This window comes from Kitasatospora sp. NPDC051914, from assembly GCF_040680995.1.
Classification (GTDB): Bacteria; Actinomycetota; Actinomycetes; order Streptomycetales; family Streptomycetaceae; genus Kitasatospora.
In genome coordinates, this window is sequence record NZ_JBFAXX010000118.1 from 1 (window position 1) to 11873 (window position 11873).

General features: G+C 73.5%; 10 protein-coding genes. 6 read left to right on the forward strand and 4 right to left on the reverse strand.

The window, feature by feature from the left end; all coding sequences use genetic code 11:
- The first annotated feature begins 304 nt into the window (after positions 1-304).
- From AB0M03_RS38360 to AB0M03_RS38370, 3 genes are all read left to right on the forward strand, one after another.
- Positions 305-1162 (forward strand): universal stress protein, encoded by an 858-nt coding sequence (locus AB0M03_RS38360; protein WP_363501020.1) that lies wholly within the window; start codon positions 305-307, stop codon positions 1160-1162.
- A 337-nt stretch (positions 1163-1499) separates the two neighbouring features.
- Entirely contained in the window at positions 1500-1961 is a 462-nt protein-coding gene (locus AB0M03_RS38365; RefSeq protein WP_363501023.1) for a universal stress protein, read from the forward strand.
- 35 nt (positions 1962-1996) lie between these two features.
- Entirely contained in the window at positions 1997-2671 is a 675-nt protein-coding gene (locus tag AB0M03_RS38370; RefSeq protein WP_363501026.1) for a CBS domain-containing protein, read from the forward strand.
- 158 nt (positions 2672-2829) lie between these two features.
- On the opposite strand, the gene AB0M03_RS38375 is transcribed toward AB0M03_RS38370, so the two are convergent.
- On the reverse strand, positions 2830-5187 hold the full coding sequence (locus tag AB0M03_RS38375) for an isoamylase (RefSeq protein ID WP_363501029.1): 2358 nt from the start codon (positions 5185-5187) through the stop codon (positions 2830-2832).
- 289 nt (positions 5188-5476) lie between these two features.
- Here AB0M03_RS38375 and AB0M03_RS38380 point away from each other — a divergent pair, with 289 nt between their 5' ends.
- Positions 5477-6013 carry a hypothetical protein gene (locus AB0M03_RS38380; RefSeq protein ID WP_363501031.1) on the forward strand — a complete coding sequence of 179 codons (537 nt, stop codon included), beginning with the start codon at positions 5477-5479 and terminating at the stop codon, positions 6011-6013.
- 283 nt (positions 6014-6296) lie between these two features.
- On the opposite strand, the gene AB0M03_RS38385 is transcribed toward AB0M03_RS38380, so the two are convergent.
- Both AB0M03_RS38385 and AB0M03_RS38390 read right to left on the reverse strand, forming a co-directional pair.
- Positions 6297-7298, reverse strand: coding sequence for a PHB depolymerase family esterase (locus AB0M03_RS38385; protein WP_363501034.1), 1002 nt, complete (start codon positions 7296-7298; stop codon positions 6297-6299).
- Positions 7299-7510: 212 nt separating this feature from the next.
- Positions 7511-9013, reverse strand: a complete 1503-nt coding sequence (locus AB0M03_RS38390; RefSeq protein ID WP_363501037.1) for a multicopper oxidase domain-containing protein — start codon at positions 9011-9013, stop codon at positions 7511-7513.
- A 306-nt stretch (positions 9014-9319) separates the two neighbouring features.
- On the opposite strand from AB0M03_RS38390, the gene chrA reads away from it, so the two are divergent.
- Together chrA and AB0M03_RS38400 are read left to right on the forward strand one after the other, a co-directional pair.
- Positions 9320-10504: a chromate efflux transporter gene (chrA, locus tag AB0M03_RS38395; protein WP_363501040.1), complete on the forward strand. Its 1185-nt coding sequence runs from the start codon at positions 9320-9322 to the stop codon at positions 10502-10504.
- Positions 10505-10601: 97 nt separating this feature from the next.
- Positions 10602-10937, forward strand: coding sequence for a hypothetical protein (locus AB0M03_RS38400; protein ID WP_363501043.1), 336 nt, complete (start codon positions 10602-10604; stop codon positions 10935-10937).
- Positions 10938-11074: 137 nt separating this feature from the next.
- Here AB0M03_RS38400 and AB0M03_RS38405 read toward each other — a convergent pair whose 3' ends face one another.
- The gene (locus AB0M03_RS38405) at positions 11075-11740 is read right to left on the reverse strand and encodes a hypothetical protein (protein ID WP_363501046.1); all 666 of its coding nucleotides are present in this window, start codon (positions 11738-11740) and stop codon (positions 11075-11077) included.
- Positions 11741-11873 lie beyond the last annotated feature (133 nt).

Here is an 11873-nt window from a genome sequence, read left to right on the forward strand (position 1 = left end):
CTGGCGGCCGCCGACTGGGCCGCCCGCGAGGCGTTGCTGCGGGACCGCCCGCTCCGCGTCCTGCACGCCCTGCCGCTGATGCCCCACCTGCTCCCCGCCCGGACCGCGGCCGTCCTGCACCACGCAGCCTGCCCCGTCGCCGTCGTGCCGGAGGCGTGAGGACGACCCCGGACCCGGGACCTTCGGGCCGGGGCCGGGGCTTCCCGGCCCCTGTGGCCGGCGGGCGTCCGCCGAGAACCTGTCCTGCAGACACGAGGTCGCGCGCACCGGTGCCGCGCGGCGCCGAGCGAAGGAGGTTGTGATCATGGCTCAGTCCGTGGTGGTGGGGGTCGACGGTTCGGCGGAGAGCACGGCGGCGGCCGAGTGGGCGGCGCAGCAGGCCCACCGCAGCGGCCGGGTGCTGCGGATGGTCCACGCCGGGGGTCCGCAGACCCCGCTGTCGGAGCAGCCCGGGGATCCGGCCGAGTCGCTGCCGGAGGCGGTCCGCGTGCTGCGCGGCCGTCTCGTGGACGCACTGCCCGCCCTGGAGATCCACTGCGAGCACGTGCCCGGGAGCCCGGCGCACGCGCTCGTCGCCGCAGGGGAGCGCGAGGGGCTGCTGGTACTGGGCTCGCGCGGTCTGGGCGGGGTCACGGGGCTGCTCGTCGGATCGGTGGCGCTGCAGGCGGCGGCCCACGCCGCCTGCCCGGTGGTCCTGGTCCGGGCGGGTGCGGACGGCGGGCGTGCGAGCGGCGACGTGGTGGTCGGGGTGGAGGGCGGACGGCCCTGCGACGAGGTCCTGGCCTTCGCCTTCGCACAGGCGGCCGAGCGCGGTGTCGGTCTGCGGGCGATGGAGAGCCTGATCCTTCCTGCCGGACCGTATGTGACGGACGCTCCGATGGCGCAGCCGGAGATCAGGGCGTCGGTGGCTGCGTCCGAGCTGGTGCGGCTCCAGGACGCGCTCGCGCGCTGGCGGGAGAAGTACCCCGAGGTCAGGGCCGAGGCCGAGGTGACCGGGTGGCCGGCCGGACGCGCCCTGGCGGAGGCGTCGCGCTCGGCCGCCCTGGTGGTGCTCGGCCGCCGGACACCGAGGCTGCTCCCCGCGGCGCCGCGACTCGGCGGCACCGCGCACACGGTGCTGCACCACGCCCACGGTCCGGTCGCGGTCGTGCCGCACGAGTGAGTCCGTCCGCACCCCCCCCGTGGCCCGGACCGCCCAGCGGTCCGGGCCGTGGCCGTGTCCCCCGGGGCCGGACGAGGACGGGACCTTCGGCCCCCGGTGTACCCCCATTGCCCGCCCCGGGCACGCTGCTCGCCGACATCCCGGCACCCACCGCCGACCGGACCGCCGCCGCCCGCGCCGTCTTCACCGCACACGGCCTCCACGCGTCCGACCGGTGGAGCACCGGTGCCGTGCCGCCCGGGGCTGAAGGTCCCGCCCGTAGGTGCCCCTCCGGCCCTTCGCCGCCGGCCCCGGTCGGCGGAGAGTGGAGACGACCGCGAGAAGAGAGAGGAACACCATGACCGAGCAGGACGTGACGCGGCGCAGGATCGTGGCCGGAGTGGACGGATCGCCGTCCTCGATCGACGCACTGCGCTGGGCCGTCGGCCAGGCCCATGAGGTCGGCGCCGTCGTCGAGGCAGTGATTGCCTGGCAGTTTCCCGTGACCCCCGGCTGGACCGGACCGGCCGCCGACGACGGGTTCGGCGCCGGCATCGCGCGCAAGATCCTCGACGAAGCCATCGCCGAGGTGAGCGACCCGCAGCGCCCGGTCTGGATAGGCGCCCGGGTCGTGGAGGGCGGCGCGGTGCCGGTTCTGCTGGACGCCGCACGAGGCGCCGACCTCCTGGTGGTCGGAAGCCGGGGACACGGCGGCTTCACCGGCGCACTGCTGGGATCCGTCGGCCAGCACTGCGTCCAGCACGCGTCCTGCCCGGTCGTCGTGGTCCGCCACCACGAGGTCCGACAGCCCGTCGGGTGACCCCGACGGTCCCACCGACAAGGAGGCAGCCGACCATGAGACACCGGATCGTGGGCGAGTTGATGACCCGTGCCGTCGTCCACGTGCGGCCCGGGACGGGCTTCAAGGAGATCGCCCGGCTCCTCGCCGAGCACGACATCACGTCCGTACCCGTTCTGGACCGCGAGGACCGGCCGCTCGGAATCGTCTCCGAGGCCGACCTGCTGCTCAACGAGGCGGCCCAAGAGGACCCGGCCGGCCTGCTGCTCACCCCGGTTCTGGCGCCGCGCGAGCGCGCCCGCAGCCGGGCCGCCACCGCCGAGGGCCTGATGAACGGCCCGGCCGTCTGCGCCCGGCCCGAGTGGACCGTGGTCGAGGCCGCCCGCCTGATGCAGCGCGAGCACCTCAAGCGGCTCCCGGTCGTCGACGAGGCCGGGCGACTGATCGGCATCGTCAGCCGGAGCGACCTGCTGCGCGTCTTCCTGCGCCCGGACCGCGCGATCCGCGAGGAGATCCGCCAGGACGTCCTCGACCGCATCCTGGGACTCTCCCCGGACTGCATCGACGTCCGGGTGGACGAGGGGCGGGTCACCCTGAGCGGCACGGTCGAGCGCCGCAGCCTGGTGTCCGTGCTGGAGCGGCTGTGCCGGAGCGTGGACGGCGTCGTCGACGTCACCGTCCGCCTCGACCACCGCGCCGACGACGGCACCGCCGCGTCCCCGGCCCGCTGACCCGGCGCTCGCCGGGCCCCGGCGTCACTGTCCGCGGCCGGGTTTCCCACTGGTCCCGGCCCGTCGGGGCCCTCCGCGCCAGGCGGCGCGCGGAGGGCCCCGTTCAGTGCCTCACCGGCTGCTCGGCTTCTTGGAGCAGACGGTGGGACGGCCGCCGGCTACTTGGCGACGAGGAGGAGGACGGCGCGCCCGTGGAGGCGGTAGACGGTGCCGGCGCCGCCGATGAGGGCCTCGGTGCCGGGCTGGGCGACCTGGTCGGTGCCTTCGGCCCAGGCCGAGGTGTCGGTGACGCGGTACCAGTTCTTGCCCGGTCCCGGGGAGGGGAGGGTGAAGTCCACGTCGCCGGACCAGCCGTTGTAACCGACGTAGACGGCACTGTTGGGGTCACCGAGTTCGGTGCCGTCGTAGCGCCAGGCCAGGGCGTGGTTGTTGGCGTTGCCCCAGTAGGTGCCGTCGGGGGCGGTGCCGGCGGGTGTGAACCAGTCGAGCTGGCCCATGCCGTTGCCGTTGCCGTCGGTGGCGGAGTAGAAGTCCGCGGGGCGCAGCGCGGGATGGGCCTTACGGAAGGCGATCATGCGCTGGGCGTAGGTGCGGAAGGTGCTCTGGTCCGGGGTCCAGGAGGTGGTGAGCCAGTTGGCGGAGGAGTCGAGGTTGTAGGGGTTGTTGTTGCAGTTGACCGAGCGGAGGTACTCGTCGCCGCCGGTCATCATCGGGGTGCCGGCAGAGAGCATCAGCAGGGCGAGGCCGTTGCGGGCGGCCTTGCGCTGCTCGGTGGCGCTGCCGCCCTGGTCCCACGAGATGTTGGAGTCCGAGCCGCCGTCGGAGGGGCCGTACGGCCAGGCCTGGTTGTTGTTCTTGCCGTTGCAGGAGTAGAGGTCCTTGAGGGTGAACCCGTCGTGGGCGACCACGAAGTTGACGGAGGCCGAGGGCTTGCGGCCGGCCGCCTGGTAGAGGTCGGAGGAGCCGGCGAAGCGGGTGGCCAGGTCGCTCGGGGTGACGTTCTCGCTGCCCATGGCGTTCTGGTCGCGGCGCACGGTGTCGCGGAACTTGTCGTTCCATTCCGACCAGCCGTTGGGGAAGTTGCCGACCTGGTAGGTGCCGGCGCCGAGCGCCCACGGCTCGGCGATCCAGTCGGTGCCGGTGCCGCCGGCCGCGGGGCGGCCGGGCATGGCGGCGGTGATCTTGTTGAGGGCGGTGTTCGGGTCGGTGCGGCTGTACTGGAAGCAGCCGTGCTGGCAGGTGTTGCCGAGGACGGGGGCGAGGTCGAAGCGGAAGCCGTCGACGCCCAGGGTGTCCTTCCAGTGGGCGAGGGAGTCGACGACGAGGTTGCGGGTGGTGGGGTTGTAGGTGTTGAGGTTGCCGTTGACGCCGGTGTTGTCCCAGGAGGCCTGCATGTCGCCGGTGAGCGAGTAGTACGTGGGGTTGTCCAGGCCGCGCATGTTCAGCAGGCTGTACGTGTTCTTGTCGCCGGCGTTCCACGGGCCGCCCTCGGCGGCGTGGTTGTACACGACGTCGGTGAAGACCTTGATCCCGGCGTCGTGGTAGGCCTTGACCATCTCCTTGAACTCGCGTGTGGGCCCGCCGGGGCTCTTGTCGGAGGAGTAACGGCGGTCGGGGGCGAAGAAGTTGATCGTCTCGTAGCCCCAGTAGTTGTCGCCCGTGGTGCCGGTGGGGTCGGCGTCGTTGGTGTCGTTCTGCGTCTCCTGCACGGGCAGGAACTCCACCGCCGTCACGCCGAGCGCGGCCAGCTGGGCGGCCTTCGACGCCGCCCCCTTGTAGGTGCCCTGATGGGCCGTGGGGACGCTCGGGTCGTTCTTGGTGAGGCCGCGGACGTGGACCTCGTAGACGATGTCGTCCTTCAGCGCCCGGGTCGGCTTGCTGCCGGTGGCCGTGGTGTCCGCGGCCAGCACGATGCCCTTGGGGGCCTGCGCGCCGTCGTCGACGGCGCGGTACTGCGGGCCGGTGCCGTAGACGGTCTTCGACGGGCCGCCCGGGGTGAGCGGGTCGTGGCTGAGCTCCAGTGCGTACGGATCGGTGAGCAGCTTGTTCGGGTTGAACCGGTTGCCGGCTGCGTCCACGTCCGAGACGAAGCCTGCCGAGGAGCCCTTCGTCCAGGACGGGTCGTAGGGCCAGTTCGGCCCCCAGGCGCGGTAGCCGTAGTAGACCGGGCCGGTGATGCCGTACTGGCCCTGCAGGGTCGCCACCGGCACGCTCGTCGACCACACGTTCGTCGCGGCGTCCTTCACCAGCGTGATCCTGGCGGCTTCCTGGCTGCCGGAGGCCGCCGCGTACAGGTAGAGCTCGATCCTGGTGGCCCGGGAGGAGTAGAGCCGGAAGTCGACGCCCGTCCCGGTGCCGTCGTAACGGGCGCCGAGGGCCGGGCTGGAGACGGCGGCAGCCGGAGGAGCAAAGCCTCCGGGGCCGGCCAGGGATGTGGCCAGCGCGGTCGCGGTGGCGAAGGCGAGCGATCCGAGGCGGGTCGCTCTCCGGCTGCGGGCACGGCTGGGCAAGGGCATGGCAACTCCTGAAGTCGGGGTGGGGGAGCAGCCGCGGATGCCCGGGCGGCCGCACCGACTTCCTGCAAGTGCTTGCAGGATTTTGCTGCAAGGTAGCGGTGGTTGGGGTGCGCGTAAAGGTGTTGCGCACGGTTCGCATGCGGTGATCGATGCGTTGCGGTGGGCCGCCGAAGGAGGGTCGCCAAGCGCTCATTACCCGTTCGGCTGCACCGGCGAGCAGCCGCCCCCGCGAATCCTCATGCTCGGGTGCGGCGGAGATCCTGCCGCCCGTGACGTACAAGGAGTGCGGATGTCAGCCCTGACCAGCAGAAGAATCGCCACGACGGTAGCAACTGGGGCTCTGGCCGCAGTTTTCCTGTTCGGCGGCCCCGCGTACGCGGACGGGGTCTCCTCGCCGTTCAAGGGTCGCACCGAGAGCGGAAACCTCGTCGTGCGGAGCGGGGACATCATCGTCTGCTTCGCAGAGAACCAGGTGGTGGTGGCCGACACCGAGGGCAAGTTCCGTCAGACCGACGGGCCCGGCACGAGGTTCACCACACCGGCCGGGGCCGAGTTCAAGACCCTCGACACCGGGAAGAAGTTCCCGCCCCTGCAGAACGGCGGCGTCGAGGTGAGCTTCGGGGGCGCCAGCGCTGTGGTCACCTGCCCCAAGAGCCTCGTCCCGGCGACCTCCGCGTTCGTACCGAAGTCGACCCTGGCGGGAACCGGGGGCTCGGTCGCCGGAGTGGACGTGATCAAGAGCTCCGCCGGTGGCGCGCTCGCCGTGGGCGGGATCGCCGGCGCTGCGATCGTGCTGCGCCGACGCCGGGGCGGCAGCGCCGAGTGACCGGCCCACGCCGGCCGGCGGGCGCTCTCCGGGGGAGCGCCCGCCGACGCGTGGTGCCATCCCCTGCCGACACCGCGTACCACTCCACCCGGCGCAGAATCCGCCGTGCCGGGAACGGCGTTCTCCAGGCCGACGCGGATCCGGATCGCCGGGATCGGCGTCGACGCCCCGATCGCCGAGGCCGATCTCGACGCGAGCGGGAACCTGTCGGCACCGGCGGCAGCGGGTCGGGCCGACACGGGTACCGGGCCGGCCCGGCTGCGATGTCCGGGGCGGCGCGTTCTCAGGACGTCAGGCCCCAGAACCGTCCGATCCAGTAGGAGGCGCAGATGTTCGCGTCCGGGATGTACCGGCTCGCGACTCCGCACTGCGCCGCGCCGCTGCCCGGGTCGACCGGCCGGCCATGTGTCATGCCGGTGACGGAGTGGCTCTCGACCACGGCCCGGCCGGTGCCGTCGCGGTACACGTGGTGCGGATAGCCCTGGACGGTGTCGCTGGTGTCCGCGATCGCGTCCGTGTGGTGGACGTTGGTCCACTGCTCCACGATCTCGGTGAGGTTCACGGGCCGTACGGTGGTGTCGGCCGACCCGTGCCACACCGACATCGTCGGATACGGTCCGGCATGGCCCGGGTGGGCGGCTCGCACCCGGTCGCCCCACTGCTGCGGGCCGAGGTCGATGCCGGGGCTCGTGCACGTGAGTCCTGTGAGCGCGTTGCGGGCGCAGTCGTGGGGGATTCCGGCGACCACCGCCGCGCCGGCGAAGACGTCCGGGTGGGAGGCGGCCATGGCGGAGGTCATCGCGCCGCCCGCCGACAGACCGGTGACGTAGACGCGGGCGGCGTCGCTGCCGGTGTCGCTCTTCATCCGGTCGACCATCTGCTTGACGGACAGGGCCTCGCCCCAGCCGCGCGTGGTGTCGATGGGCTGGAACCAGTTGAAGCAGGAGTTGAGGTTGTTGATCGCCTTCTGCTGCGGCGGCAGGAGCGCGAAGCCGTACTGCTGGGCCCACTTCGTCCAGCCGGTCTCGTCGTCGAACGCGGCGGCGGACCGGTCGCAGCCGTGCAGGGCGACCGCCGGCGGACGTCCGGCCGGCAGGCCGTCGGGCACGTAGCGGAACATCCGCAGGTTGCCGGGGTTGCTGCCGAATCGGCCGACCTCCTGGAGGCTCGCTGCGTGTGCGGGGGCGGGCGTCAGCCCGAGGGACAGGGCGATGAGGGCCGTCAGGATCCAGCGGGCGGACGCGGAACGCGGTCGCCGTTCGGTGGCGGGGGTGTGATGCTGCATCGGTTCTCTTGCTCCGTTGACGATGGGGTGGGGGCACCGTCGTCCGGCGGCACGGCGCGAAAGGGCGGCGCTCCGGGGCCGCGAGGGCGTAACAACGAAGCCAAGAGGGCCGGTCGGAGTCGGATATGGAGAGGTGCCCCAGCTGCGTGGTGGCGTGGGTGTAGGCCACCGCTGTTGCCCGTCGGGCCGAGGTCCGGCGAACCGGGGAGTTCTCAGTCGGCCTGCTGCCCCGGTCCGACGACCAGGAACTGGCCCATCATCCCGTCGTCCTCATGGCGCATCAGATGGCAGTGGTACATGTACGGGTTCCGGGGGTCGGCGTAGTCGCGGAAGACCACGGCGAGGCGTACCGAACCGGACGACGGCACGGCGACCGTGTCCTTCCATCCGGCCAGTTCCGGCGGGGGAGGGCTGCCGTTGACGGCGAGGACCTGGAAGTGGTTGTTGTGGACGTGGAAGTTGTGCACCCGGTTGTGGGTGTTGGTCACCGTCCAGATCTCCGGTACGTCGACGGTGGCGGTGGCGTCGATCCGGTCCATGTCCATCGGCAGGCCGTTGATCGAGTTGCCGTCCAGTTCGAACGTCCGGGTCACGGAGGCGCGCGTCGCGGGGGGCGGGATCGCGGCCAGCACCGAGGGCGTCGCCGTGCTTGGGCGGAGCCGCGGCTGCGGACTCAGGAGCAGGATCTCGAACTCCTCGCCCTGCGCGGCGCCGGCGGACGGCCCGCGGCCCTTCCCGCCGCGCACCGGGACGGGGAAGGACCGCAGGGTGCGCTGCTGGCCGGCCTGCATGCGGACGACGATCTCGGCCCGCTCCCCCGGGGTCAGTACGAGGCGGCGGAGCCGTACGGGTGCGGCGAGCAGGCCGCCGTCGGAGGCCACCACCTCGAATTCGCCGTTGTCGTCCAGACCCAGGTTGTAGACCCGCATCGTCGAGCCGTTGACGATGCGCAGGCGCACCCGGTCGGTGACCACCGGGGCGTACGCTCCGGTGATCCCGTTCGCCGTCACCGTCGGACCGACCAGTCCGGTTCCCGTGTCCTCGCGCTCGTCCAGGGTGCCGTCCGGGTTGAGCTTCTTGTCCTGCACGATGACGGGGAGGTCGTCGACGCCGTACTCGTTCGGCAGCCCTGCGCCGTCGCCGGTCTCGTCGTCGACGAGGAACAGGCCGGCCAGGCCGCGGTAGGTGTGCGTCTGGGTCGACCCGTGCGGGTGCGGGTGGTACCAGAGGGTCGCCGCGGGCTGGGCGATCACCCAGGACGGCTCCCAGGTCTCCGTCGGGGCGATCGGCTGGTGGGGGCCGCCGTCGAAGCGGGCGGGGAGGTGCATGCCGTGCCAGTGGACGGAGGTCGTCTCGGGCAGGAGGTTGCGCACCTGGACCCCCACCGTCTCGCCCCTGCGGGCGCGCAGGGTGGGCCCGAGGAGGTCCTGCGAGTAGCCCCAGGTCGGGGTGGTGCGGTCGGCCACGATGTTCCAGCGGCCGGGCCGTGCCTCCAGCGTGAACCACCGCACGCCGTTCTCCGTACGGGACTCGGCCGCCGGGGGGATCGGCAGCCGCCGGTACCCGGCGGGCGCCGGTTCCCCGAGCGCCGCGCCGCTCCCGGCTCCCTCGTCGGACGGCGCCTTCTGCGTAGCAGTGCCGGCGATGCAGCCGGCCGCGATCACCGGCGAGGAGACGAGGCCGGCCAGCACCGCGCGCCGCGACCACACACCCACCTGGCCCACCTCACGACGCCGATCGGACGGGGAAAACCGCCAACGGCCGCGTTGTCGCCGGGCCGTCGGCAGGCGTCGGCCGGAATCCGACGAGGAGTTCGAAGCTAACACCCGCGACGCGCACGGGGCGTGGTCGAACCGTTCCGCGTCCGCCACTTCCGCGCCAGACCACTCGTTCGTACGAGGCGCACCGGGCTCCTGCCCCTCGGTGCCGCCCCGGCGGACCTCCGCCACACCGCGTTCACACCCGCCCGGTAGCCTCCACCCCGGCCCGGCGACGGGCGCGGACACAGGAAGGAACCTCGGGTGGGTGACGGGCAGGAACGGGAGCCGGTGCGGGTCGGGCTGGGGACGATCGCACGGGAGTGGGGCCGGATCGGCTGCATCGGGTTCGGCGGCCCGCCCACCCACATCGCGCTGCTGCGGCAGTTGTGCGTGGAGCGCCGCGGCTGGATCGCGGCGGCCGAGTTCGAGGACGGCATCGCCGCGACCAACCTGCTGCCCGGACCGGCCTCCACCCAACTGGCGATCTTCACCGCATGGCGGCTGCGCGGCCTCGCGGGCGCGCTGATCGGCGGGTTCTGCTTCATCGTCCCGGGCCTGGTCCTCATCCTCGCCCTGTCGGCGCTGTTCCTGGCCGGCAGTCCGCCGCTGTGGGCGCGCGGCGCCGCGGCGGGTTCCGGCGCCGCCGTCGCCGCGGTCGCGGTCCAGGCCGCCACCGCGCTGATCCCCGCCAGCCGGCAGCGCGCCGGAACCGCCCGCCCCGCGCGGGCCCGCTGGCTCGCCTACGCCCTCGCCGGCGGCACCGCGGCCGCGCTGACCGGACCGTGGCTGGTCCTGGTCCTCGTCGCCGCGGGCCTGATCGAGACGGCGATCCGCGTCCGGCCCGCCCGCGAGCCGGGTCGAGCCCGCGAGAGGTCCTGGCCGCTGCCCCTCGCCCTGGCCGCACCCGCGGCCGCCGGCGGCCTGCTGGCGCTGGCCTGGGTGGCGTTCAAGGTCGGCGCCCTGTCCTACGGCGGCGGGTTCGTCATCATCCCGCTCATGCAGGCCGACGCCGTCGACCACTACCACTGGATGACCGACGCCCAGTTCCTCAACGCCGTCGCCCTCGGCCAGATCACCCCCGGCCCGGTCGTGCAGACCGTCGCCGTCGTCGGCTACGCGGCCGCCGGCATCCCCGGCGGGCTGCTCGCCGCGGCCGTGGCCTTCGCACCGTCGTTCCTGTTCGTCGTCCTCGGCGGCCCCCGCTTCGACGCGATCCGCGCGAACGCCCGCGTCCAGGGCTTCTTCACCGGTGCCGGCCCCGCGGTGATCGGCGCCATCGCCGGCTCCGCGATTCCTCTGGCCCTCGCACTCCAGCACCCGTGGCAGTACGCCGTCCTCGCCGCAGCCGCGCTCTGGCTCCTCGCCGCCGAGCGAGGCGTCGTCAGCGGCCTCCTCGGCGCCGGCGCCCTCGGCATCGCCGCCGCACTGGCCGGCCTGCCGGTCTGACCGGACCGGCCCCGCCGCTTGCATCCGGTACCCGGGTACGGGCCTACCGTCGAAGACGTCCCCGCCGGTGCCGTACGGGGACGGATCGGAGGAAGCCGTGACCGGCCTGACCCGGGTGCCGGCCTCGTGCACCCTGCCCACCGCCGAGCAGCCACTGCGGATCGCCGCATGGGACGCCCTGCTCGCCGAACGCCTGCACGCTCTCGACCGGACGGGCCCGCTGCGCCTGCGCCTGGTCCTCGCCGGCGGCGAGGGCGTCGAGGAGAAGGTGCGCGACCTGGCGGACCGCGAGAGCGGCTGCTGCTCGTTCTTCACGTTCACCGTGAGCGCCGTCGCCGATGCCGTGCACCTGGACGTGGCGGTCGACGATGCGCACCGGGCGGTGCTGGACGCCCTTCAGGCCCGGGCCGCGGTCGGCGGGACCGCGCCGTGAGCGGGAGCGGCGACGCCATGGCGAATCCTGCTGCCGACCGCGCCCCCACTCCTCCGAGGTGCCGGGAGGGCCGGCCGTCCTGACCTGCGCGGCGTGCTGCCCGCCCTGATCGCCGCCGGTGCGGTCGGTGCCGGGGTTCAGGCGCGGTCCCGGTTGCTGTCGTGGCGGAGGCGGTCGGTGTGCCGGGTGAGGTCGTCGAGGCGGTCGGTGAGGTCGGGGTGGCCGGGGGCGAGGTGGGAGCGCATGTCGGCGAGGGGGGTGAGGAGGTCTGCGGGGTCGGGGGCGCCGAGGGCGGTGGTGAGGGCGGTCCGGGCGGGGCGGGCGCCGGGTGCCAGGTCGGTGAGGGCGGTGATCCGGGCGGCGAGGACGCGCAGGTCGGCGGCGTTGTCGCGGGCCCAGGCGGTGACGGTGCGCCGGGCCGCGCGGTCGTCGCGGACGGCCTTGACGCGCTGGGCGCCGGTGCTGGTGCCGGGCGTTCCGGCGGGCTGGGGCTTCAGGCGCAGGTAGCGGTTCTCGGCAGCCTGGCGGCTGGCGACGCCCATCGGCTGGGCGAGGTCGGCCCAGGTGGCCCCGGCGGCGCGGGCGGCCTCGATGAGGCCGGCCTCCCCGCCGGCGAGTTCGGTGCGCAGTTCGCGCAGCAGCAGCAGGGCGGCGAGCGCCTGTTCGGGACCGGCCTGTGGCCCCGGTTCCGGGCGGGAGACCGGCCTCCGGACGGTGCGGACGGCGTCGTCCATGGCGGCGAGGGCGGCGGCCGCGGCGGGGAGGGACGCGAAGCCGACCGGGGGAGGGGGCTCGTCCGACATCTGTCACTCTCCTGGCGACTCGGGAAGTTGTCATCGTCTGGATGACATGTTAGAACGGTTTCAGGTGAAGCGCACTGGCACCCATCGATCAGTGGAGGTGTTTCGCGATGCTGATGCGCACCGATCCGTTCCG